The following is a 24244-nucleotide window of genomic DNA, read 5'->3' as shown; positions in this document are numbered from 1 at the left end:
GGACTAATGCCGCTCCTAGCGCCAGCAGCGAATATTGAACACTGACTCGGCGAGCCACCAAGGTCCGATTGCGCGGCTGGTTGTCCCTGCACTGAACCCCCCTTAAGATGACAGCGCTGCTGTTTAAACGATGTAACAATTATTGTCCGATGGCGTAGCTCGCATCGTATAAGGCTGACTTGAGGACCATCGCATACCGCACCGCGCATGACTGGACAGACACGAACGACAGTACGGCAAAGGCTGTATGCTTTTTTGATTGCAGGCCTGGGCGGGCTGGCCGCATCGGCAATCTCGTTTTCGATGACGCTCTACGAAGCTGCCCATCCGCCAAAGGTGCCGGTTGCGCAAGCGGGCCAGCAGATCGATACCGGTCGCTGGTTTGTGACCTTGCGAACGGCGCGTGTCGGAACAGTGCCGCCGACAGGCGTTCCCCCATCGCAACCCGTACAGCTTATGATGGTGGATCTGGATGTGGTGAACCGTTCCGCCACACCGAACAACGTGCTCTACCGCGTCGTCACGCTCAGTGCGCCGGCGCAAGAGCTGCCGATGCCAACGGTTTATCTCGATCGCGACAAGTATCTGGCGGGATACTTCAATCCCAACATGCCGGAACGCCTGACGATGGCTTGGGAGTGGCTGGCCGGTGTGTCCGTGCCGGACAAGGTGACGGTCACTGTCACCGGCCAGATCTACAAGCTGCGCGACAATCTTTACGGCGCAAGCGGGTGGTACGACCGTGATCCCGTTGCAACGGTCGATCTACCGGTGGAGAAGGCGCCATGATGCGCATAGTGCGTTCGGCGCTTGCGATACTGTTCGCTGCCGCCGTGCTCTACGGCATGCAGCATACGCGTCCGCTGTACAGCGACATTACATCGCCGATCGTCACTTCGGGCGGCATGAACAAGCGTGTGGAGGCCAGCGCCTTCGCGCTTTCGCTGGACAGCGCCAGGGTGGCGCGTGCTCTCAACGTCGAGTCCTTCGGGAAGTCAAAGACCTACATGAGTTCCGGCGTATGGATTGTGGCCGAAGGCGAGGCCGAGGCGAAATTCCAGACCTTGGGTCTCACGTCGGGCGAGTGGCTGAGCCGCAGCGGCGTCCGTTATGTCCTAACCGACCGGGTGCCGGCGACGATCGAAATGATGCCGGGCAATGCCTACCAGCCCGGCCTCCCACGCCGCGTCCTTCTGGTGTTCGAAGTGCCGGAGGATGCCGTCGCCGGCGGGACCGTGGTGGTCGCACGCACAAAATTGCTGCCGCTCGACGATGAGATCCGCATCACCGCGGATGTTTCCGGCAAAGACATCGAGCCCGCGATCACCATCCGCCGCAACGAAGAGAGGCCGCCATGGACAGTTCTCCCGCAAAGGTGACGTCAACGCGGCGAGTCTACTGGCTGAGCATGATGGCGCTGGTGGTCGCACTGCCTGCCGCGCTAGCTGCGCAGACGTGGGGAAGCATCAAGGACTGGCGCTCCCAATTTGCGCCAGCCGCTATCTGGGACGTTGGGGCAACCGATCGATTATGCCGGCGCAAGCTGGACCGTGACGCGCCTCACCAGACTGGCAGGCAGCGACGGAAGCGCCATCGTCCTTGCCGAGTTCGAAGCTCTCGCTGCTGACCCGAAAGCGCTCGGCGCCGTTCCCTGCGAGGTGCGGCTTTCCGATGGGAGCGGTCGCGAATGGCGGCCAACCCTGTTTGCCGATCCGGTGGTCAGGACGCAATTTCCGGAGGCCGAGCAACGGTCTCTGTGTGGCGGCATGGCATTCGCGGCGACGGAACCCGGCAAACCGGCACGGATGGCCGCCAGCTTTTCGATCCCACATGCGGCGAGCAGCCTCACGCTATCGATTGCCCTCTACTCGGCACTGCCGAATTATCTCAGCGTCAGCGAGCCGCGGACCTGACGCCACGCGCCTCGCCAGCCATGGCGACTGTAGTCTCGAGCACGGCTGCAAGCAGCGCGACCCGGCCCGCGTCGAGCAGGATTCCTCCGTCGAGTTCGCTTGGGCTACCGATGAACAGGCTGATGGTATCGGCGAAGATCTGCCAGGTCCCGAGATCATGCGCTCCGATCAGCCTTGTCAGGCCATACCATATCCAGGCGCCGGCCCAGGAGATGGCCTGATAGGCGATGACGAAGGTGACAAGCGTGGCAAGGCCGGCACTGAGCGTCAGCTTGAGGCAAGTCCAGACCGGCGAGTAGCGGCTGCGGTAGCCGCCAACGAAGTGAGCCGTGAAATCCTTGAGCCACTTCTGCCAGGAGGTCGCGCGCGAGGGCGCAGGACCGGGAGCGGCCGGCGCGGAAAGTTCATAGCCGTTGATGATCGCCGCCATCACCAGCCAGACAATCGGCAGCAACGCGAAAAAGAAAAGATTCTGAAGCTGCTCGCCGAAGGAAAGCGGCCGGAATTCCACGGGAACGAACTGGCCGGCCGCAGCCGCCTGGCTTACCGGCGCAAGCAAATCGAGGCTGAGCTGTTGCAGCGCGGCGCCTGCGCCGAGCCAGCGGATGAGCTGGTCTTTCCATACGCCGAGCGCGTAGAGACCGATGAAGATCCAAGTTGCGTCCGTCGCTACGATCAGCAGCCGCCAGTAGGGGTGCGAGGCGCGCGCATTGAGTCGCTTGGCGGCAAAACGCACCAGCCAGCATATGACGATCGACAGTACCACGCCGCTTGACTGAAGAATGGCGAAGATATCGACGCTTTTGCCGAGATCGGCCTGGGCCAGCGCCATGCGCGAATATTCGCGAACCGTATCGCCAAGGAAACCCCAGGCGGCATAGTAGGCGAAGAACGGCAGGATCGCGGCCGCGGTAATCGCCAGGACCGGCTCGCGTTTTGTTTCGTCCGCTTGCTTTTTCGCTTTTTGTCTCAGTGCCGCCACCGCCGGCATGTGCGGCCGGAGCACCACGAACATCATGACCAATACCGTCAGCTTAGCGAGAACCACCAGCGACAGTATGACCATCCCGCCTAACGGGAATTGGAGGCCGTTCCTCACGGCGCCCTGAAGCAGCAGATCATGAGCGATCATACCGAGGCAGCCGACAAGCAACAGCTGCGGCCAGCACTGGGCAAGCAACCGCGCGGTTAACACCAGCGGCCGGTGGTCATCGCGTCGGGGTGGCTTTCGTGCTCCGGTCCTGGACTTTAAGACCGCGTTCGCCAGACGGTCCTCCTCCATTCCTTTAGGCGGTTGCGTCAAAATTCAAACCACCTGAGGTTGAATTTGATCGGAGGTAACGCAAGTTTACCTCATCCGCTTTTCCGGGCCTGACCCGACGGGCATGTCCCAAAACCTGTGCAGGGTGCAAATGGCGGAGGGGAGGGAACTGCAATCCAACATTCTCCGTGCGCCGGCAAAACCGGCGGGCGGTAGCACTTCCACTCGGCGCGCCAGCACACCGCATCGCCGAAACCGTCGCCCTTGGAGCGAATTTCTTCATCCCCCTGCCAGCCGTGGCGCGCGGATCATTTCGGCTTCGCCAGAGAGCGTGGCGACCCACGCCGTCAGCTAACCACTTCTCGCGACGCGATAGAGCCCGTTTGGGTCCCAAGCGACACACACCGTGGTCAGCAACGGTAAGACTGTGATACCATTGCACAAGTTGCGTCGCCGCCGGCAGACTGCCGTTCCCGCGAAGCCGGACAAGCGCAAGTGCTCAGTGTCGTAAGTCTCAACCCGTTGAACAAGTAGCTACGGATTATGGAACTTGTCTTCGCCCTTGGCCTGATCGCCTTCAAGGTCGCGTTGCTGATTGCGATCCTGCTGCTGCTGCCCTTGCCGCTGACGTGGCTCGAACGCAAGATCGCCGGGCACATCCAGCAGCGGATGGGGCCGATGCGCGTGGGGTGGCACGGGCTGCTGCAGCCGGTGGCGGACGGCATCAAGCTCTTGACCAAAGAGGACCACATCCCGGCCGAAGCCGACCGCTTCCTGTTCAAACTGGCGCCGATCCTGGCGCTCGCCCCGCCCTTCGTGGTGTTCGTCGCGATCCCCTTCGGCGAAAGCGTCTCGGTCCTCGGCGCCGAGATCACGCTCTACGTCTCCAACATGAACGTGGCGCTCCTTTTCGTCTTCGCGGTGATCGGGATCGAGGTCTATGGCGTCATCTTCGGCGGCTGGGCCGCGAACAGCAAATACGCGGTCCTGGGCAGCCTCAGGACTTGCGCGCAGATGATCAGCTACGAGATCCCGATGGGGTTCGCGGTCATCGGCGTGGTAATGCTGGCGCAATCCATGAGCCTGCTCGAGATCGTACGGGCGCAGGCCGATGTCTGGAACATCGTCTACCAACCGGTCGGGTTTTTCGTATTCTTCGTCGCCGGGCTGGCCGAAGCGCAGCGCATACCTTTTGACTTAGCGGAGGCGGAAGGCGATCTGGGGGCCGGGTTCCATACCGAATACAGCGGCATCCGCTTTGCGTTCTTCATGGTCAGCGAATACGCCGTCATGCTGCTGGTGTCGGTCCTGTCGGTCATCCTGTTCTTCGGCGGCTGGAACGGCGTGCTGATCCCGTTGCCGCCGCTCCTCTGGTTCGCGCTCAAGGTCGCGTTCTTCCTCTATGTGTTTATGTGGTTCCGCTTCACCTTCCCGCGCTATCGATACGACCAACTGATGGCGATCGGTTGGAAAGTCTTGCTTCCACTGTCACTGGGGAACATAATTATAACTGGTGTTGCTTTCCTTTAGGGATAGCAGCGGCTCGTAGCGAGGCGCTATGTCGCGCGCACTGGACAGAAGTGGAGCATGGATCGGCTGGGCGTTCTTCGCCGATCTGGCGGGCGCCTTGGCGCTGACCTTCGGCTACATGTTCTCCAGATCCGTGACCATGCAGTATCCTGACAAGGAAAAATGGTTGCCCTATTCGCGTTACCGCGGGCATCACTTCCTGACGCGCGACGAAGAGGGCGAGATCAAGTGCGTGGCCTGCGAGCTCTGCGCGCGGATTTGTCCCTGCGACTGTATCGAAGTCATTCCCTACGAGGACGAGAAGGGCAACCGGCATCCAGCAAAATTCGAGATCGACATGGCCCGCTGCCTGTTCTGCGGGCTGTGCGAGGACGCCTGCCCGGCCGACGCGATCGCGCTTGGCCAAGAGTACGAATTCTCGAGTTTTTCCTCGCGTGACCTGGTGGTCGGACGTGACGATCTGCTCGGCAAACCGGGCAAGGCGACGACCGGCGGCGGTGTGGTCGCGGCGCGCCTGAACACCGAACAGGACGTGCTGGTCGAGACGAGTGAGCCGCAGGGATACAACTGGTGGCGGAATATCCGCCGAACGTGAACGCGCGGTAGCCGTCAAGCCGGAGCACAGGAGGCTCAGATGCTTGTCTGCCAAATCTTGAAGACCAAATCTCCCGAGCTCATCTCGGTCACACCAGATCAGACGGTCGTAGAAGTCCTGCGGCTGTTTCGGGACAGCAACATCGGATTCGTGGTCGTCAGCCGTTCGCCCGGGGAATGCCTGGGCACGCTGTCGGAGCGGGACTGCTGCTATGCGGTGGCTGAATACGGAATCGAGGCGCCCACAATGCGGGTCGCCGACATCATGAACCGCAGTGTGGTGACCTGTTCGACACAGGATTTGCTGCCCTTTGTGATGTCGCTCATGACCGACCGACGCACGCGCCATGTGTTGGTCATGGAGGGCGACGCTTCTGTCGGCGTGGTGAGCATCGGCGACGTGGTCAAGCACCGGCTCGACGAATTGCTCCGTACCGAGCAAGCGTTGAGCGATTACATTGCCGGGACCCCTTATCACTGAGGATACCCGGGGGAGCCGATTAGGGTGAACTGCCCGGAAGCTCGGCAATGCCTCGGCCGCGACTTTCAGGGCGCGCCTCGACTCCGGTGGCGAAGGCAGCGTGCGCCTTTTGAACCTCCACCGGACAAGGGTATTCGCCCCGCCGCATAAGGCTGTTGAGACGCAGGTCTCTATAGTTTTCCGGCACGAACACGAGCCCCCCGGGAAAATGCCTATTGACCTTGAGCTGCGCCCTCAGTTCGCCCTGGGTGGATCGTACGATCACCTGATCGCGATCCGAAAGGCCAAGCTGCGCGGCGTCCCACGCGCTCATCTCAACATATGGGTCATCCGCCACCGTATTTAGGATCTCCGAGCGTTCGGAAAGATATCCATTGTGGAACAGGCAGTTGCCGGTGACCAACATGAGCCGGTCGGCCGCATTCGGGTTAGGCGGAGGGGCGAAGATCTCGCCAGCCGGCGGCGTCGGGTCCGCCGTGGTGAATGCTCCGTCGGCTCCAAGCCCCTCCGTCAGCCCTTGGTAGGCCGGAACCAGCCGGGCAATCTCGCGGAAGATTTCGCCTTGCATCGACGGTTGCAATGCCTGGTTGCGGAGCGCTGCGACGAAGTCCAAGATCGCCAGATTGCCCCGCGCCTCGAAGGCGGGTTCGCGGAACTTGCGGACCGCCTGGATCCGGCCCTCGTTGTTGGTGAAGGTGCCGGATTCCTCTCCATAACCCGCCGCAGGCAGGACGACATCGGCCAGACCCACGGTATCGGTGAGGAAGGTGTCCTGCACGATCAGGAGATCGGTGGCATCAAGCGCCCGCTTGACGAATCCCCGGTCGGGATAGGTCATCAGGGGGTCGCTTCCGACGATATAAAGCGCGCCTACCCGCCCCTTGTCACAAAGCGCCAGCATTGCGTCGAGATCCGCGCCCGGCTCAGGCGGAATTTCGGCGCCCCAGGCCCGTATGAGAGCTGTGCGCGCCGTGTGATCGCCGACCGGGCGCAGCCCCGGCAGGGCCGCCGGCAGAACCCCCATGTCCCAGGCGCCCAGCTGGTTGGCTCGGTCGAAGAGGAATTGCATCGCCGGGCCCTTGCCGAGCACGCGGAGAACCCGCAACAGGTTGGTGAGCTGCTGCAGCGTTGCGCGCGCTTCGGAAAGCCTCAGGAGGTCGGCGCTGACAAGCACAGCGACGCTCCCGCCGTCCAGCAGCGCAGCGGCTAGACGGTCCGGCCCGTCGCTGCCGGTGGTCGCTGCTGCCCAGCCGGTTGCCGCGCCGACGCCCGCAAGAACCTCGCTCGGCAAGGCTTGGCCGGCCGCCGCCACCAGCCCGGCCACTACCGCGGCAAGGCTCGCTGCCTCACCGCCCGGCCGAACGCGAACGACCACCCGGGCATCGGCGTCCAGACGGGATGGCCGCGCCGAGAGCATGAGCAACCCGGTCTGCCGCCGCCGGGCGCTGTCTCGCAGCAGGTATTCAGTGACCGGGTTCTCGTCGGTCACGTTGCCACCGACGACAAGCACGCAGTCGTTGCCGATCACCTCCTCCAGCGGCGCGCGGGTGTGGAAGCCCGCCAGCAACGGGTCGAGCGTCTCGAAGGGCGTGGACCAGCGCGACGAGCAGTCGATGTTGTTGGTCCGGAATACCGTCCGCATCAGCTTCTGGAACTGATAAAGCACCTCGTTGGGCAGGCGCGGCGAGGCCAGCCCGCCCGCAGCCTTGCTCTCGACGGCCGACAGGCGCCGGCGCAGGTAGTCCCCGGCTTCGTCCCAGGAAACCGGAACCAGTGCGCCGTCACGACGGATCATCGGCCGCTTGATCCGGTCCCGGCTCCCGACGAAGTCGAGGCCGAAGCGCCCCCGCACGCAGAGCGTTTCGCGATTGACGCCATGTTCCCACTTCGAGCGGACCCGCATGAACTCGCCCTTGCGCGCGCCGACGGTGAGCTGGCAGCCGGTGCCGCAATGCGGGCAGACCGTGTCGGTCTCGACCAGATCCCAGGGCCGTGCCTTGTAGCGATAGGGGAAGCTCATCAGCGCGCCGACCGGGCAGACCTCGACGCAATTGCCGCACTGGTCGCAACTCGCGAGACTGCCCTCGAAGCCGGTGACGGCGGTATCCATGCCTTTTTCGATGGTGCCCAAGGCGACCGCTCCGACCACGTCCTCGCACATCCGGACGCAGCGCTGGCACTGGATGCAGCGGTTGACGTTCATGATGATGACGGGGCTGAGACGAATGTCCTCGGAGTGGAACACACGTTTGGCATCGCGGAATCGGCTTTCCCGGGGCCCGTATGCCATCACCATGTCCTGAAGCTCGCACTCGCCGCCCTTGTCACAGATCGGGCAGTCGAGGGGGTGGTTGGCAAGCAGCATGTCGAGCATGGAAGAGCGCGTTTCGTCGATCAGCGGCGTGTTAGTCCGCACCACCATGCCGTCGGTGACCGCGGTGGCGCAGGAAGGCTGCAGCCGCCGCTGGCCTTCGATCTCCACCAGGCACATGCGGCAGGAGGCCAGCGCCGGCAGCCGCTTCAGATAGCAGAAGGTCGGGATTTCGATGCCCAAACGCTCGGCAGCCTGCAGCACCGTAGAGCCTGCCTCCACTTCCAGCGTTTGTTCATCGATCGTGACGCTAACCATGACTTCTTGCGGCCTTCTCCCTGCGCGCTCCTTAGTGAAACGAGCACCTGCCCTCCTCGATATGGGCGACGAATTCATGCTCGAAATGCGCCAGTGCCGCCCGCAGCCCCATAGCCGCGCCATCGCCCAGAGCGCAGAACGTGTTGCCGAAAATGCCCTTGCAGAGCGCCTCCAGCTGTTCCAGATCGTCCGGCACGCCCTGTCCTGCCTCGACCCGGCGCAGCACTTTCACAACCCAGTTGAGCCCTTCGCGGCACGGCGTGCACTTGCCGCAGGACTCGTGGTGGAAGAACTCGATGATCCGGGTGGCGACCTTGACCATGCAGGTCGAGTCGTCGATCACGATCACCCCGGCCGAGCCAAGCATCGAGCCGACCGCAGCCAGCGAGTCGAAGTCCATCCCGACATCCAGCCCGCGCTCCGGGATCAGCGGCGCCGAGACCCCGCCGGGGATCACCGCCTTGATCCTGCGCCCCGGCGGCGGCCCGCCGGCGCGGTCCTCGACCAGTTCACGAAGCGATATGCCCATCGGCAGTTCGTAAAGGCCCGGTTTCCGCACGTGCCCGCTGAGGCAATAAAGCTTCGGACCGGGGCTCTTGTCAGGGCCGATGCCGCGAAACCAGTCCGGCCCCCGCGCCACAATATGCGGCACGCAGACCAGAGTCTCGACATTGTTGATCACGGTCGGGCTGGCGTAGAGCCCCGCGACCGCCGGAAATGGCGGTTTCAGACGGGGCTGCGCCCGCTTGCCTTCGAGCGAGTCGAGCATCGCCGTCTCCTCGCCGCAGATATATGCGCCGGCGCCGCAATGGATGTGCACGACGAAATTGAAATCCAAGCCCAGAATCCGTGTTCCCAGATAACCCTTCGCATGGGCCTCGGCGATCGCCTGCTCCAGCCGGTGGATCGCCAGCACGTATTCCCCGCGGATGTAGACATAGGCGGTTTCCGCCCCGATCGCGTAGGCGCTGATCGCCATGCCCTCGATTAGCTGGTGCGGATCACGCTCCATGATGATCCGGTCCTTGAACGTGCCGGGCTCGCCCTCATCGGCGTTGCAGCACAGGTATTTCGGCTTGTCGGCTCGTTTCGGCACGAAGCTCCATTTCAACCCGGTCGGGAATCCGGCGCCGCCGCGACCGCGCAGGTTCGATTGCTTGACGAGGTCGATGATCTCGTCGGGCGTGTGCTCGCGCAGCGCCTTCGCCAGCGCCTGGTAGCCGCCGCCCGCCTCATAGCTCGAAAGCAGATGGCCATCCGGCACGTCCATGTTTCTGAGAAGGACCGGTTCGAACATGGCGGCTATTCACCCGGCGGTCCTGCGGCGGCGAGTTCGGCGCCAGTCGCTTGCCCTGCCGCCGCGCGCAGCCTGTCCAAGAGCGCGTCGATCCGCGCAATGTCGAGGTCGCCGTGATAGTCGTCGCCGACCTGCATCACCGGGGCCATCTCGCAAGCGCCGAGGCATTCGACGGTCGAAAGCGTGAACAGCCCGTCCGGGGTCGTGCCGCCCTTTTCGATCCCCAGCACAGTCTCCAGATGCCTCAGCAGGTCCTCGGATCGGCGCAGCATGCAGGAGAGGTTGTCGCAGAGTTGCAGGTGGAACAGACCCACCGGCTCGGTGTGGAAAAGGGTGTAGAAGGTCGCCAATTCGTAGACCCAGACCCGCTCGACACCGAGGATGTCGGAGACCTCTTCCAACACCGGGCCGGGCAGGTGGCCATGTTCCTTCTGCGCGATCAGAAGCGCGGGCATGATCGCCGAGCGCTGGTCGGGATACCGCGCCGCCGCCGCCTCGATCTGTTCACGCATGTTCATCGCGTCCAAAATCTCCTGCTACTTGTCCACCTCGGCCATCACAGGGTCGAGGCTGCCCAGCACGGCGATCATGTCCGCCAGGTAGCGGGCATTGCCGACCCCGAACAGTCCCTGAAGGTTGACGAATGACGGTGCCCGCACTTTCATCCGGAACGGTTTTTGCGACCCGTCGCTGATGATGTAGAACCCGAGCTCGCCCTTTGGCGCCTCGATCGCCGAATAGACCTCGCCCTTCGGTACCTTGAAGCCATAGGCCGAGAGGTCGAAATGCTGGATCAGCGCCTCCATCGAGCAGTGTACTTTGTCCTTGTTCACCGGGAAAGCGATTGTCGGCATATCGATCTGGAACGGCCCCTCGGGCATCTGGTCGAGGCATTGTTCGATGATCCGGACGCTCTCGCGCATCTCCTCGACGCGGCATCGCCAGCGCGCGTAGCAATCACCCTCATCGCGGGTAATGACGTTGAAAGCCAACCGGTCGTAGATCTCATAGGGCTCGTCGCGGCGGATGTCCCAGTCGACGCCCGAGGCCCGCAGGTTCGGGCCGCTCAGGCCAAGATCGATGCCGTCCTCGGCGGAGATCACGCCGATCCCCTGCGTGCGCTTCAGGAACACCCGGTTGTTCTCGACCAGCCGTTCATAGTCGCGGATCCGGTTCGGGAAGATGTCGCAGAACTCCCTGATCTTGGGGAAGAATCCGTCAGGCAGATCCTCGCGCACGCCGCCGACCCTGCAGAAAGAGGTGTGCATACGCGCCCCGCTGATCATCTCCAACAGGTCCATGATCATTTCACGCTCGCGCATGGCGTAAACCAACGCGGTCATGGCGCCCAGGTCCATCGGCAACGCGCCGGTGATCAGGAGGTGACCGGAGATCCGCGCGAGTTCGGCCATCAGCACGCGGATATATTGCGCGCGGATCGGCGCTTCGATGCCCAGGAGCTTCTCCACCGCTAGCGCGAAAGCGAGGTTGTTCGAGGGCGGGCAGAGGTAGTCGAGCCGGTCGGTTAGCGGAAAAATCTGGGTGTAAGTGAAGCTCTCGGCCAGCTTTTCGGTGCCGCGGTGGAGGTAGCCGATGTGTGGGTCCACGCGCGCGACATACTCGCCATCCAGCTCAAGGACGAGCCGCAGCACCCCATGCGTGCTGGGATGCTGCGGGCCGAGGTTGAGAAGCACCTCCTTTGTGTCGAGCGCTTCACCTGCCTGCCTGCTCAGTTCCGTGACTTCGGTCATCTCACTTCCCGGCGTCGAACGGCCTCCCTTATGGAATGTCCTTGGTGGCGAGATCGGGCTGCGTCGGCGGCGGGCCTTCCGCGCCAAACGGGTTCAGCGTGTCCTTGTAGCCCCGGAGCGGAAAGTCCTTGCGCTGCGGAAAGCCCTCGAAGCCTTCCCACATGTAGATCCGGCGCAGGTCGGGATGGCCCTCGAACCGGATGCCATACATGTCCCAGGCCTCGCGCTCGTGCCAGTTGGCGGTCCGCCAGACCCCCGTCACCGACGGGACCCGCGGCGGATCGCCGAGGCGGCATTTGATCCGAACGCGCCATTTGTTCGGCAGCGAATAGAGGTGGTACACCGCCTCGTAGCGCAGCGTTTCGGGATAATGGTCGACCCCGCAGATGTCGGACAGGAAATCGAACCGCAGCGTCGGATGGCCCTTCAGGAATTGGCAAAGCTCGACGATCATGTCAGGCGGTGAGGCGAAAGCGTGAACCCCATGCGAGAAGCCAAGCTCCTCGATTTCCCCCCCGAAACGTTCCGCGATCAGGGTGCGGATGAGGGACGTCTCCACGCTCATGAGGCTGCAACCCGATCCAGAGGCGTCCCGGCCAGCGCGCGGGACCTCTTGATCTTCTCTTGGAGCAGAAGGATGCCATGCATCAGTGCCTCGGGCCGCGGCGGGCAGCCGGGCACATGCACGTCCACCGGCACGAAAGTCTCCGCCCCCTGCACCACGGCGTAAGTGTTGTAGACCCCGCCCGAGATCGCGCAGGTGCCCATGGCGATGACCCAGCGTGGCTCCGGCATCTGGTCGAAGAGCCGGCGCACGACCGGAGCGAACTTCCGCGTCACCGTGCCGGCGATGATCATCACGTCGGACTGGCGCGGCGAAGGCCGAAACACCACGCCGAAGCGGTCGAGGTCGTAGCGGGCGCAGCCGGCCGAAATCATCTCGATGGCGCAGCAGGCAATCCCGAAGGTCTCGGGCCAGAGCGCCGACCGCCGGCTCCAGCTGATGACGCTGTCGGCGGTGGTGAACAGCACGCTGTCGCGAATCGTTTCGCCTACTCCTCCCATTCCAGCGCTCCTTTCAGCCAGGCGTAGGCGAAGCCCACGATAAGCAGCAGCATGAAGACAAACATCTCGACATAGCCGACGAGCCCGATCTCCTTCAGCACGACCGCCCAGGGAAACAGGAACATCGCCTCGACGTCGAACACCACCAGCAGGATTGCCAGGATGAAGAACTGCACCCTAAAGCGGCCCCCGGCGGCCTCGCCGGCCGGGTCCATACCGCACTCATAGGGCATGTTCTTCGCGGGATAGGGGTTGGACGGGCGCAGGAGCGAGGAGACGAACAGCGTCGCCACGGCCACCAGGACAATTCCGGCGACCATGAAGAGAACCGGCAGGAATTCCATTCCAGTCATGTCGCGCTGCCCCGGGTCACCCACCGAGGGCCTGCTCAAGCTGCGACCGACCAATCTTCTGGCCGGCGGTGCGGCCCTCGTGCAGCGACTAGGGCATCCTTTCGTAGCGCCAAGAGTATTCGGTTGGCCGGTTCATTGCAAATCCAATCGTGGTCAACCGCCGAACACGGAACTCTGGGCAAGCCTCAGAAACCACGCCGGAAACAGTCCGATGCCGATGGTGCCGGCGGCGGTCAAGGCGAGCGTGGCGCGGACGGACGGCGTCAGGGCAGGCTCGAACGCGCGCTCCGGCTCGCGCATGTAGATCACCATGACGATGCGGATGTAGAAGTAGGCGGCGACGGCGCTCAGCAGCACCGCGATCACCGCCAGCGTGACGAAACCCCGCTCGACGAGCGCCACCAGCACGTAGAACTTGGCGAAGAACCCGGCTGTCGGCGGAATGCCGGCGAGCGAGAACAGGTAGAGCAGCATCAGAAGCGCCAACCCGCGATGCGATTTGGCGAAGCCGGCGTAGTCCTCGATGACCTCGCCGGAGAAATCGCCATTCCGCATCATGATGACGATGCCGAAGATACCGAGATTCATGAAGGCGTAGATCAGCAGGTAGAGCATCACGCCGGCAATCCCGTCGGCGCCACCCGCCACCACGCCGAAGAGCGCGAAGCCCGCATGGGCGATGCTGGAGTAGGCGAGCAGGCGCTTGAAATTGTCCTGCACCAGCGCCACGAAGCTGCCGAGCGCCATCGTCACCACCGCGATCACCGCGACGATGATCCAGGCGTCGGAAGCGGCGACCAGCGGGTTGAGGAACACGCGCAGGATCACCGCGAACCCCGCCGCCTTGGGGGCGACCGACATGAAGGCCGTGATTGTCGTCGGCGCGCCTTCATAGACGTCCGGCACCCACATGTGGAACGGCACGGCGCCGACCTTGAAGACCAGCCCCGCGACGATGAAGACCACCGCCAGAAGCAATCCGGGATCGAGCGGGTCGCCGGTCACCGCCGCAGCCATCCCGTCCAGCTGCGTCGTGCCGGTGATCCCGTAGATCAGCGAGACGCCGTAGAGGAAGATTCCCGTCGAGACCCCGCCGAGAACCACGTATTTCAGCGCCGCCTCGTTCGACCGCCGCTGCTGCCGCAGGAAGCCGGTCAGCACATAGGTGGAGAGCGCCATCAGTTCGAGGCCCACATAGATCGACAGGAGGTCGGTCGCCGAGGCCAAGATCATCATTCCCGAAAGCGCGAAGAGCAGCAGTACATAGTATTCGCTGCTCCCGATCTTTTCGATCTCTGTATATTTTCGCGAAAGGAGGAATGTCAGAACGGTGGCTAAGTAGAACAGGACCTTGAAGAAGACCGCGAAGGGGTCGGCGATGAACATGCCCGTGTAGGCCGGCCGCACCTCTCCCGCCAGCATGAGTGTCGCCAAGCCGGCTATCAACACGACCGCGACGGAAGCCCAGACAAGGAAATGTCCCTGCCCCTTCCGCACAAGCTGTCCCAGGATCAGCAATATGCAGGCCCCAGCGACCACCACGATCTCGGGCAGGCTCGCGAGGATCGACTGGAAAAGCGCGGTGGCGGTCATTGAGCGCCCCCGTCACCGTGCACCTGCGCCAGCAGATGCCTCATCGAAGCGTCGATGATGTCGAGAAAGGGTTTCGGATATAGCCCGACCCACAGCACGAAGACGGCCAGTGGCACGATCGCCACCAGTTCGCGGGCGTTCACGTCGCGTATCTTGAACCGCGCGCCGACGCTGGCCGGACCGAGCGCGACTTTCCTATACATGCCAAGCAGGTAGGCCGCGCCCAGCAGAGCCCCCAGAACGGCGGCGGCGCCGACAGCCAGATTGGCCGCAAACGCGCCTGACAGCACCAGCAACTCGCCCACGAACGAATTCGTTCCCGGCAGCGCCATCGACGACAGGGTGAACAGCGCAAGAAACGCGGTATAGACCGGCGCCGCCTTCATCAGCCCGCCATAATCCGCGATGCTGCGGGTATGGGTCCGCTCGTAGATCAGGCCGACGAACAGGAACAACGCGCCCGTCGTTACGCCATGATTGAACATTTGCAGGATGCCGCCCTCGAGCCCGCGGAGGTTCAACGTGAAAATCCCCAGCGTCACGAAGCCCATGTGGCTGATGCTGGAATAGGCCACCAGCTTCTTGAGGTCATCCTGCGCCAAGGCAAGCAACCCGCCATAGACGATCGCAAGCGCCGACAGGGCCAGCATCAGCGTCGAATAATGTACCGACGCCTCCGGCAGCATCGGCAGCGAGAACCGCAGGAACCCGTAGGCGCCCATCTTCAGGAGCACTCCGGCGAGGATGATGCTGCCCGCCGTCGGCGCTTGCACATGGGCGTCCGGCAGCCATGTATGGACCGGGACCATCGGCACCTTGACTGCGAAAGCGATCAGGAAAGCAAAGAACAGCCAGGACTGAACCCGGAACGGCAAATCCTGCGCCGTCAGGGCGAGGATGTCGAAGGTCTCGCCGCCGTGGAGATAGAGCACGATGACCCCGATCAGGAACAGAAGGCTGCCCGCCAGCGTGTAGAGGAAGAATTTGAACGCCGCATAGACCCGGCCGTCGCCGCCCCAGACGCCGATGATCACGTACATCGGGATCAGCATCGCCTCCCAGAAGACGTAGAACAGGAACAGGTCGAGCGCGCAGAACACCCCCAGCATCAGCGCCTGCATGGCCAGCAGGCTGACCATGAACTCCTTCACCTTGCGGTCGATCGCGACCCACGAGGCGAGCACGCAGATCCAGCCCAACAGCGCAGTCAGGAATACAAAGAGCGCGCTGATTCCGTCGATACCAAGCGCGTAAGTGATTCCGAGCGCGGGCACCCACGGGCGCGTCTCGGTGAACTGCATCTCGTGGGTAGTGGTGTCAAAGCCGGCCAGCATCACGATGCAGAGAGCAAAGTCGAGGACGGTGACGCCCAGCGCCGTCCACCGCACCGCATCGTCGTTGCGGAGAAACATCACAACCGCTGCCCCGGCGGCGGGCACGAACACGATGAGGCTAAGCAGCGGGAACGCCATCGCACCCCTACCGCCACACCACGGCGAAGACGGCGATGGCTGCGATCACACCGACGATCATGGCCAGCGCGTAATGGGTCACGACGCCGGTCTGCAACTGTCGCAGCGCGCCGCCACCGCGCAGGATCGAACGGGCGACGCCGTTGACGACGGCGTCCACACCGTTGAGATCGATCCGCAGTCCAGCCCGTGCGGTTCCGTGCAGGAAGGGCAGCACCGCGGTCTCGGAGATGTCGCTCACCGCCTGCTCGTAGCGCGCCAACGGTTTTTCGGCGAGCCACATGAAATGCCGCGCGCCTTTGCGGTAGAACCAGTCGGTGTCGAGGCTCATCGTGTTCTCGGGGTCGAGCGCCCTGAGGAACAGCACGAAGCCCAGTGCGGTGAACATCAGCACACCGAGGCTCTCGGTGACATGGACGCCGGTGTAGGGTTCGAAGTCGACCCGATAGGGCAGAAGCGCGTAAAGCGGCTGGGGGAAAACCCCGATCGCAATACAGAGCACCGCCGCCATGCCCATCGCAACGAGCATGTTGCGAGGCGGCTCGCGCGCCTGAAGCCCCCGGTCGGTGCCGAAGAACATGTAGTAGGGCAGCTTCAGCCCGGTGTGCAGGAAGGTTCCCGACGACGCCATTGTCAGCGCCAGCACCACCACGGCGCGGTGATCCTGTCCGGCGGCGGCGACCACCATCGACTTGGTGACGAAGCCCGAGAAGAACGGAAATGCCGAGATCGCGAAGGCGCCGACCATGTAGAGCCCCACGGTCAGCGGCATGGTCCTGTAGAGCCCGCCGAGCTCGGTGAGCTTGCGCCGCCCGGTGACGTAGATCACCGCCCCCGCGCCCATGAACAGGAGCGCCTTGTAGAGGATATGCGCGAAGGCATGGCTGGAAGCCCCGTTCACCGCCATCTCGGTACCGATGCCGACGCCCGCCACCATGTAGCCTACCTGGCTGACGATGTGATAGGCCAGGAGCCGCCGGCAGTCGTTCTCCAGCACCGCGTAGATGACGCCGTAAAGCGCCATGATGGTGCCGAGCCAGACCAGAAGTTCGGTGCCCGGAAACGCCCGCGCCAGCACGTAGACGGCGGTCTTGGTGGTGAAGGCGCTCATGAACACCGCCCCGGTGACGGTCGCCTCCGGGTAGGCGTCAGTCAGCCAGGCGTTGAGCGGCGGCACCGCGGCGTTGAGCATAAACCCGGCAAGGATCAGGTAGGCGGCGACGTCCATCCCCCCCTCGATCGGGCCGAAGAGGAAAGAGCCGGTGGCGAGCCCGTGGAGAATGACGCCGCCGAGCAGGGCGACGCCGCCAGTGATATGGACCATGAGGTAGCGGAACGCGGCGCGGATCGCCTGCTCGCCTCCCTGGACGAAAACCAGATAGGCAGAGGCAAACGCCATGGCTTCCCAGAACAAGAACAGGGTCAGGTAGTCGCCAGCAAACACCACGCCGAGCGCGCTGCCAGCATAGACGAACGCCGCCACATGCTCTCCGGCGCCCGTCAGGTGCAGCGCATAGACCATGCCGATCAGCGCCATGATGGTGAAAACGGTGGCGAAGACGATGCTCAGCTTGTCGACCTTCGCAATCAGGATTTCCTGCCCGATGAACTCCGCCACGCCGTAGCTGCCCGGCTGCACGGTGAGCACGGCGAGGATCGCCAGCGCCGGGATCAGCAGCAGATAGGCCTTGCGGATTGATCCTTTCAGGAAAGGGATCGGCAGGGCGCCAAGAATGAACAGCAGGGCGGGATGGACGAAGTCAATCATAATAGTCCTCGCGCCGCATCAACCCGCCCTGATGGCCGAGGAACTTGGAGACGAAGATCAGCAGGACGCAGGACAAGAAGCCATAGACGGCCGACCAGCCCGGCAAGCGGTCCCACAGGTATTCAGCGTGTTCGCGGGGGACCAGAAAATCGGCGATGACGATCAGAACGAGCGCCAGATAAAACAGCCGGCGGCGTTGCTCCGCGTATCTCGCCTCACCAAAGAAATCGACGACACGCCTGATCATCTGACCACTCCTTCCGCCAGGGTGAGAAAATAGCCGGGGAAAATACCCATCGACACCGACAGGATCGCGGTCGCGACCAGCGGGATCGTCACCATCGGAATTTCACGGACCGTCGCCGGACTTTCCTGTGTCTCCGTCCCGAAAAAAGCGACATAGCTGACCGGCAGGAAGTAGGCGGCGTTCAGGACCGAACTCACCAAGAGCACGACCAGGAACGCAATCTCCCCCGCCTCCACCGAGCCCAGCGCCAGATACCACTTGCTGACGAAGCCCGCGGTCGGCGGCACCCCGATCATGCTGAGCGAGGCCACGAAGAACGCCCCCATCGTCCAGGGCAGCCTGCGGCCGATGCCGGCCATGTCGCTGATGTTCCGCTTGCCAGACGCGCAATAGATCGATCCGGCGCAGAAGAAGAGCGTGATCTTGGAGAAGGCGTGCGCCGCGATGTGAATGATCCCGCCGACCATCGCGACCGGCGAGAGCAGAACCGCGCCCAGCACGATGTAGGAGAGCTGACTGACCGTCGAATAGGCGAGCCGAGCCTTCAGGTCGTCCCGCGTCAGGGCGTAGACCGACGCCATCAGGATCGTGAACGAAACCAGATAGGCCGTGGCTACGCCAAGGCCCAACTCCCCGACCAGCCCTGTGCCGAAGACATGGAAAACCACCCGCAGCACGCAGAACACGCCCATCTTGACCACGGCCACTGCATGCAGGAGCGCGCTGACCGGCGTTGGCGCCACCATCGCGGCAGGCAGCCAGGCGTGCATCGGCATCACCGCGGCCTTGGCGAAGCCGAACAGATAGCAGAAGTAGACCACGGTCAGCAGCGCCGGCGAGGCATCGACCCCGGCTAGCAACCCACCTGGCACGAAGTCGAGCGACCCCGCCAGATGGTAGGTCAGCGCCAGCGCTGCGAGCAGGACGCTCTTCGACGCGCCCATCAGATAGACGAGGTACTTCCGGCTGCCCGTCCATCCCTCTTCGTCCTCGTGGTGATAGACGAGCGGATAGGTGACGAGGCTGAGCACCTCGTAGAAGATCACCAGCGTGAACAGATTGGCGGCGAAGGCGCCTCCGACGGCCGCCGCGAGACTGGCGGCAAAGCAGGCGAAGAACCGGGTCTGCGCGTGCTCGTTCAAGTGGCGCATGTAGCCGATGGAATAGATCGCCGCCACGATCCACAAGAGCGACGAGACGGTGGCAAACACCATGCCGAGCGCATCGACCCGGAAAGCGAAGTCAATCCCCGGCAGAATCTCGAACAGGCGCAAATCGACCGTCCCGCCCGCCAGCACCGTGGGCGCCATCGAGGCGACAATTGCGAACATGGCGATCGCGGCCAACGGCGAGACGACATCGCGGAGTTTCTCGCGGTTGTTCAGAAGGAGAACGGCCAGGGCCGCCAGGCCCGCAACGCCGACGGCAAGCAGCGGCCGGATCGATATCACCGGTTCCAAGCCGCTATCCTTTCATCATGGTCACGTCGTCGACCTTGAGAGTGGACTTGTTCCTTACGAGGGCAACCAAGATGCCGAGGGCGACGGCAACCTCCGCCGCGGTGATTGCGATGACGAAGATCGCGAATATCTGCCCGCGGAAATCGTCGTCGTAATGCCCGAAAGCGATGAAATTGATGTTGACCGAGTTGAGCAGGAGCTCCAGCGACATCAGCACGACCAGGATATTGCGCCTGAGCAGTACGCCTGCTGCTCCGATCACGAACAGGACCACTCCGAGCAAAATATACCACGAGAGCGGAACCATCACCCCTGCTCCTTCCGCGCCAGCACGATGGCGCCGACCAGGGCGGCCAGCAGGATGACCGAGGCGGCTTCAAACGGCAGGAGATAGTCGGCGAAAAGTGTCGTGCTGAGTTGCCTGATCTGATCGCCGCCGCGCACAACGACGGGCTCCGTGACCGAAAAGCGGTCGCTCCAGAGCACCAGCACAAGCATCTCGACCCCAAGCAGGACGAGCAGCACCATGGCCGGCAGGTTGCCGCCCGGCACGAAGCGCTGCAACACCGCTTCGCGCACATCGATCATCATGATCACGAACAGGAACAGGACCATGATCGCGCCGACATAGACAAATATCTGGATGACCGCGAGCAACGGCGCCTCGAGCAAGACGAAGATTGCCGATATCTGCAGGAAACACGCCATCAGCGCCAATGCGCTGTGAACCGGATTCCGCGCCAGGACCACGGTCAGTGCCGTGATCACGGACGCCGCAGCGAACAGAAGAAAGAACGCCTGATCCATCGACGCCGACCCTCCGCCGCGATCTGTCGCTCGGCGCAAGACGGCCGGGTTTGAGATAGCTGCGCACTTCAGATGCGTCTACAAATTGTGCCCTAGTATCGAATTTTTCTCAAGATTACATGGTTTGGCGCTACGCAATGCCCAAGTCTCAGCATCTGATACGGTGTGCGATCCCGCAGCCTGCCTATCCGTTGTTCAGGCTGCCGAAGGAGGTTCGGCACGGGATCAGAAGCCCTGAAAAAAGGACGTCGCGGCCAGACGGCGGGCCTTTGGCGAGCTTACCCCGCCCAGATGTAGTGAATAATCTCTTCGGCCTCGCGCTCGACCTCCTCGATGCGCTTCTTCACCACGTCGCCGATCGAGACGATGCCGTCGAGTTGGCCGTTCTTTACCACGGGCAGGTGGCGGAAGCGGCCTGTGGTCATGATCTCCATGACCTGGTTGATCGTGTGGTTCTCGGTGCAGAGGTTGACCTTGGCGGTCATTGCGTGACGGACACTCTGCTGCAGGGCCGCAGCCCCATACTTGTCCATGGCGCAGACGATGTCGCGCTCGGACACGATGCCGACCACCTTGCGATCACCATTGGTAACGACCAGTGCGCCGATCCTGTGTTCGGCGAGCCTGTTGATCGCCACGGCGAGCGTCTCGTTCGGGCCGATCGTCTCGACGGCTCGACCCTTGTCCTCGAGAATCGCTTTGACGTTCATGGCTTCCTCCAAGCGCTGCTACGCTCCAGCCCTCCGCCCCGTCTCCCTCTCGGTGCATTTCTGCGCCATCGTGCGCCGCGCGCCTTCATATTTCAAGTCCGATTTGCGCGCTCAGGCACCAGTGCTTCCTGGCGGTAGGCCTTCATGATTGGCTCACACAAACCGCCGCCTGCTACAGGGGTCGCCTTGCCGGCGCCGATGCTCATCGATCAGCCGAGAGCGCCGAGCGCCAGACTCCTTCCTCGATGCCTACAACTTCGCAAAGCGACTAAAGACACTCAGGGGCCATCCTTCGCATTGGTGCTATCGCCTCAAATCAGCCGATGCTTGCCGAGCGTCCAGACATCGCCGGGGAGGGTGGTTGGCTGCTCCGGCGGGTCAGGCACGTCATCTGGATCGGTAAGGCCAGATTTACCAATGTTGGTCAGGTGGCAATTTCCAAATCGTCGAAGCCGGTGAGGGACAGATCGAAGCCAAGCTCGCCCAGGTCGGCCAGTTCGAGACCCAGCAACTCGGTGTCCCAGCCGGCATTGAGCGCCAGCTTGTTGTCGGCTATGACCAAGACTCTTTTCTGCGCCTCGCTCAGGCCAAGGAGTTCGATAACGGGTACTTGCTGCAGGCCGAGCTTTCTCGCTGCCAGGAGGCGGCCGTGGCCAGCTATGATACCGTTCGCGCCGTCGACCAGGACCGGGTTCGTCCGGCCGAATTCCCGGATCGAGGCGGCGATCTGCGCCACCTGGGCATCGGAGTGGGTGCGGGCGTTCTTCTCGTAAGGGATCAGAGCCGCGGCAGGACGGTACTCCACTGCGAGGCGAGGAGGAGCATTCTCGACGCCGCCGATTTGACCGACAGCAGGCGGAGAGATAGCAGCCCCATCCGCCACAGGCGCGAAAACGATAAGGGCTTCATCGCCGTGCTCCACCTGCATCGGAGTTCCTTTCCGTGCAGGCTCATCGGCCAAGTACGTCCGCCTGCTTCAAGTCTCAATTATAGCAGGGCCGCTATGTGTCTGTAATCTCTGCTGTTCTTCGTGGGAGAACGATTGTTTGCGAAGAACTTCGATCGGCCCATGCAACAGGGCGTCCTGCGCCGGTCCCGCCGCTTCAAATTTATGTGGCTGGCCACGGTCCAGATTGCTGACCCGCTGTCCCCATGCCCTGACAGTGGGACAGTTTCTAGAGGCGGCCTACTTAGAGTAGCTTGCACTGTAGTGGCGCTTGCCATGTGCTCTGTAAATCCACACGGCATGGAGATCGTTGAAGTCTCAAATGCGGTCCAGAATCAGACGTTCAAGAACCTAAAAAGCGGCGGGCTTGCTTCGGATGGTTAAGGCCAGGAGCGCCTCCGAAAGTCGTTTCTTCGCCCGCTCGACCCCGTTCTCGTCGATTGCCTCGACATCGAGGAACAAGTCGAGGCCAGTCGCGTGCTCGCTGATGACCTGAGGGCGCTGGGCCAGTTCACCCAGGAGGCCCTCGACTTCGTAGGGGACAACCTCCCGGCTGATCCCCTTCATGGCAATCGGTGCTAACGGACGCGCCCTGACAAGGTCGCGGACGAGCGCGTAAGTCTCATAGCTGAGGCAGATGCCGCCGGGCTCGGCAATCGACTGCAGACGGGCCGCCAAGTTCGCTTCGGCCCCAATGATCGTGTAGTCCATCCGATCATCGGAACCGAAGTTCCCAACATTGCAATAGCCCGTGTTGATGCCCATGCGAACTCGGAAGGGCCGTTCAACTCCGCGGTCATGCCACACCCTGTTCAACTGCTCCAGCCGACGCTGCATGTCGACAGCCATGCGCAAGCAGGCTCTCGCGTCTTCCTCGACGCCTTGCGTCTCGGGGTCTCCGAAGAACACAAGAAGCGCGTCGCCGATGAACTTGTCGATGGTGCCGCCGTATTTGAGCGCGATTGTCGACATCTCGGTGAAGTACTCGTTGAGGAGAAGCGTCAAGTCCTCGGGCTGGAGCCGTTCCACGATCGCGGTGAAATCCTTGACGTCGGAGAAAAAGATCGTGAGCTTCTTGCGCTCGGTCGCGATGGTGACGTCCTTCTGGCCGCTGAAGATGCTTTTGTAAATTTGAGGCGAAAGATATTTGGCGATCTTCAATGAAATCGCGGCCAGGAAGTCGTTTGCCTCGGAAAGCTCCTTATTGATGCCCTGAACCAAGGCGGACTGCCGACGTTGCAGGAGAATGAACGTCAGGCCCGCCGCTGCCGCGAAGCCGAAATATAGGAGCAGATACTTGAAGGTGAGGACGTTCGCAGCGATCGGCTGATTGACTGATATCTCCTGGATCCCTCGGACATCCCCTACCTTCCAGTCCGTCTTGGGGCTGTCCGGGTGTGAGTTATGGCAGGTCACGCAGACTTGTCCCATTACAACAGGGGCCGCGGCGCGGACGTGCCGGTCAAACAGCGAACCCGAGACTTCGATGATCGGCTCCCTCGGGTTGGCGCGCAAAGCAAGGATTGCATTCCGCTCGAATACATCGAGTTGGTGGGGGTCGCGACCTTTGAAAGGTAGATCCGAGACGAACCGATATTTGACGGATCCGTCGTGAGCGCTGATGCGCTTGCCGAGTTCGATCGAGAGGGTTGCTGGAATAGGGATCGCACCTGGCACATCCCGGTAGTTGTGCGTCGCGGTCACGGCGTCGTCTGCTTGCAGCACGCGTCCCACAACGTCGCTGCCGTAGAATCCGCGCATTTCGTCGATGATCCGGCTGATTTCGCTGGCTTGCGTGCGCAGCATCCGTTCCGATAGGTCTCGCAGGTCGAGCCAGGCTGCGACGGGCAGACCTATAAGGCCGATGACCACTGCCGCCACCAGGAGCGGTCCCATGGTTCGCTGCTGACGCGCAATCTGTTCACCCAGTCCAGCCATTGTGCCAGCGCCCGGCAGTCATTAGTATCTGAAGTATCTGAATTATAGCTCATTCCCGGCACGGTACTAGCGTCAGTCTTGGCTCGATGAAAACACGTCAGCCCTGCAACGACGGATCGACCTTGAGCGGTTGTTGCTAAGCCCGCACCGTCACAGCGGATTTCGCATTCTCGCGCTAGACGGGCCGTGAATCAGTGAAGGGGATGTCGCGAAGTCGGTTGTGGCCCGGAATGCGCTCCGCGATAACCGCTCAGGCTCAGAGGTTCACCTTTGGCAAGGTTGAGACTTCTGCGGCCGGAGAGCGCGTCGGAAAAGAAAGTGTCCCGCGAAGCGTATCCTTCGGCGCCCGGCCAACTGCGGACTGTGACGAATGCCGGGGTGACACCCAACACAGTTTATGACGCAGTAGAACTAATTTGGAGCATCGCT

The 24244-nt window shown here is 62.6% G+C and carries 24 protein-coding genes; 6 read left to right on the top strand and 18 right to left on the bottom strand.

The window, feature by feature from the left end; genetic code table 11:
- The first annotated feature begins 207 nt into the window (after positions 1-207).
- The 3 genes from AC0L3N_RS22245 (at position 208) to AC0L3N_RS22235 (ending at position 1913) form a co-directional block, all read left to right on the top strand.
- Positions 208-789: a hypothetical protein gene (locus AC0L3N_RS22245; RefSeq protein WP_473549532.1), complete on the top strand. Its 582-nt coding sequence runs from the start codon at positions 208-210 to the stop codon at positions 787-789.
- Positions 786-1379, top strand: a complete 594-nt coding sequence (locus tag AC0L3N_RS22240; RefSeq protein ID WP_473549531.1) for a hypothetical protein — start codon at positions 786-788, stop codon at positions 1377-1379. Before AC0L3N_RS22245 ends, AC0L3N_RS22240 begins: the two co-directional genes overlap by 4 nt.
- Before the next feature lie 171 nt (positions 1380-1550).
- Complete coding sequence (locus AC0L3N_RS22235; protein WP_473549530.1) at positions 1551-1913, top strand: hypothetical protein; 363 nt, start codon at positions 1551-1553, stop codon at positions 1911-1913.
- Here AC0L3N_RS22235 and AC0L3N_RS22230 read toward each other — a convergent pair.
- A complete protein-coding gene (locus tag AC0L3N_RS22230) occupies positions 1894-3045 on the bottom strand; it encodes a hypothetical protein (protein ID WP_473549528.1) in 1152 nt (383 codons plus the stop codon). The genes AC0L3N_RS22235 and AC0L3N_RS22230 overlap by 20 nt on opposite strands.
- Positions 3046-3717: 672 nt before the next feature.
- On the opposite strand from AC0L3N_RS22230, the gene nuoH reads away from it, so the two are divergent.
- The 3 genes from nuoH to AC0L3N_RS22215 are packed head-to-tail and all read left to right on the top strand — an operon-like array spanning position 3718 to position 5779.
- Positions 3718-4704, top strand: coding sequence for an NADH-quinone oxidoreductase subunit NuoH (nuoH, locus tag AC0L3N_RS22225; protein ID WP_123151391.1), 987 nt, complete (start codon positions 3718-3720; stop codon positions 4702-4704).
- Between the two features lie 28 nt (positions 4705-4732).
- Positions 4733-5299 (top strand): NADH-quinone oxidoreductase subunit I, encoded by a 567-nt coding sequence (locus tag AC0L3N_RS22220; protein ID WP_292396800.1) that lies wholly within the window; start codon positions 4733-4735, stop codon positions 5297-5299.
- Between the two features lie 39 nt (positions 5300-5338).
- A complete protein-coding gene (locus AC0L3N_RS22215) occupies positions 5339-5779 on the top strand; it encodes a CBS domain-containing protein (protein WP_473549527.1) in 441 nt (146 codons plus the stop codon).
- Positions 5780-5798: 19 nt separating this feature from the next.
- On the opposite strand, the gene nuoG is transcribed toward AC0L3N_RS22215, so the two are convergent.
- The 17 genes from nuoG to AC0L3N_RS22130 form a co-directional block, all read right to left on the bottom strand.
- A complete protein-coding gene (nuoG, locus tag AC0L3N_RS22210; protein WP_473549526.1) occupies positions 5799-8408 on the bottom strand; it encodes an NADH-quinone oxidoreductase subunit NuoG in 2610 nt (869 codons plus the stop codon).
- 31 nt (positions 8409-8439) lie between these two features.
- The gene (gene nuoF, locus AC0L3N_RS22205) at positions 8440-9705 is read right to left on the bottom strand and encodes an NADH-quinone oxidoreductase subunit NuoF (protein WP_128245415.1); all 1266 of its coding nucleotides are present in this window, start codon (positions 9703-9705) and stop codon (positions 8440-8442) included.
- 5 nt (positions 9706-9710) lie between these two features.
- Positions 9711-10223: an NADH-quinone oxidoreductase subunit NuoE gene (locus tag AC0L3N_RS22200; RefSeq protein ID WP_065007026.1), complete on the bottom strand. Its 513-nt coding sequence runs from the start codon at positions 10221-10223 to the stop codon at positions 9711-9713.
- A gap of 18 nt (positions 10224-10241) precedes the next feature.
- Positions 10242-11456, bottom strand: coding sequence for an NADH dehydrogenase (quinone) subunit D (gene nuoD, locus AC0L3N_RS22195; RefSeq protein WP_473527967.1), 1215 nt, complete (start codon positions 11454-11456; stop codon positions 10242-10244).
- Positions 11457-11484: 28 nt separating this feature from the next.
- Complete coding sequence (locus AC0L3N_RS22190; RefSeq protein ID WP_128179632.1) at positions 11485-12021, bottom strand: NADH-quinone oxidoreductase subunit C; 537 nt, start codon at positions 12019-12021, stop codon at positions 11485-11487.
- A complete protein-coding gene (locus AC0L3N_RS22185; RefSeq protein ID WP_027152448.1) occupies positions 12018-12521 on the bottom strand; it encodes a NuoB/complex I 20 kDa subunit family protein in 504 nt (167 codons plus the stop codon). The genes AC0L3N_RS22190 and AC0L3N_RS22185 overlap by 4 nt, the downstream gene beginning before the upstream one ends.
- Positions 12509-12874, bottom strand: coding sequence for an NADH-quinone oxidoreductase subunit A (locus tag AC0L3N_RS22180; protein ID WP_023800384.1), 366 nt, complete (start codon positions 12872-12874; stop codon positions 12509-12511). The genes AC0L3N_RS22185 and AC0L3N_RS22180 overlap by 13 nt, the downstream gene beginning before the upstream one ends.
- A 153-nt stretch (positions 12875-13027) precedes the next feature.
- On the bottom strand, positions 13028-14467 hold the full coding sequence (locus AC0L3N_RS22175) for an NADH-quinone oxidoreductase subunit N (RefSeq protein ID WP_473549525.1): 1440 nt from the start codon (positions 14465-14467) through the stop codon (positions 13028-13030).
- Positions 14464-15939 (bottom strand): NADH-quinone oxidoreductase subunit M, encoded by a 1476-nt coding sequence (locus AC0L3N_RS22170; protein ID WP_473549524.1) that lies wholly within the window; start codon positions 15937-15939, stop codon positions 14464-14466. Before AC0L3N_RS22170 ends, AC0L3N_RS22175 begins: the two co-directional genes overlap by 4 nt.
- A 7-nt stretch (positions 15940-15946) precedes the next feature.
- A complete protein-coding gene (locus AC0L3N_RS22165; protein ID WP_473549523.1) occupies positions 15947-17707 on the bottom strand; it encodes a Na(+)/H(+) antiporter subunit D in 1761 nt (586 codons plus the stop codon).
- Complete coding sequence (locus AC0L3N_RS22160) at positions 17700-17954, bottom strand: hypothetical protein (protein WP_254022066.1); 255 nt, start codon at positions 17952-17954, stop codon at positions 17700-17702. Before AC0L3N_RS22160 ends, AC0L3N_RS22165 begins: the two co-directional genes overlap by 8 nt.
- The gene (locus tag AC0L3N_RS22155) at positions 17951-19414 is read right to left on the bottom strand and encodes a monovalent cation/H+ antiporter subunit D family protein (protein ID WP_473527962.1); all 1464 of its coding nucleotides are present in this window, start codon (positions 19412-19414) and stop codon (positions 17951-17953) included. Before AC0L3N_RS22155 ends, AC0L3N_RS22160 begins: the two co-directional genes overlap by 4 nt.
- Before the next feature lie 4 nt (positions 19415-19418).
- A complete protein-coding gene (nuoK, locus tag AC0L3N_RS22150) occupies positions 19419-19721 on the bottom strand; it encodes an NADH-quinone oxidoreductase subunit NuoK (protein WP_123151419.1) in 303 nt (100 codons plus the stop codon).
- Positions 19721-20221 (bottom strand): NADH-quinone oxidoreductase subunit J family protein, encoded by a 501-nt coding sequence (locus AC0L3N_RS22145; RefSeq protein ID WP_473527961.1) that lies wholly within the window; start codon positions 20219-20221, stop codon positions 19721-19723. Before AC0L3N_RS22145 ends, nuoK begins: the two co-directional genes overlap by 1 nt.
- A gap of 278 nt (positions 20222-20499) precedes the next feature.
- A complete protein-coding gene (locus AC0L3N_RS22140; protein ID WP_123151424.1) occupies positions 20500-20931 on the bottom strand; it encodes a CBS domain-containing protein in 432 nt (143 codons plus the stop codon).
- Positions 20932-21355: 424 nt separating this feature from the next.
- Complete coding sequence (locus AC0L3N_RS22135; protein ID WP_473549522.1) at positions 21356-21859, bottom strand: ParB/Srx family N-terminal domain-containing protein; 504 nt, start codon at positions 21857-21859, stop codon at positions 21356-21358.
- A 369-nt stretch (positions 21860-22228) separates the two neighbouring features.
- Complete coding sequence (locus AC0L3N_RS22130) at positions 22229-23815, bottom strand: adenylate/guanylate cyclase domain-containing protein (RefSeq protein ID WP_473549521.1); 1587 nt, start codon at positions 23813-23815, stop codon at positions 22229-22231.
- Between the last annotated feature and the right edge of the window lie 429 nt (positions 23816-24244).

This window comes from Mesorhizobium sp. WSM4807, assembly GCF_055811615.1.
This window is presented reverse-complemented; position numbering and strand designations above follow the sequence as displayed.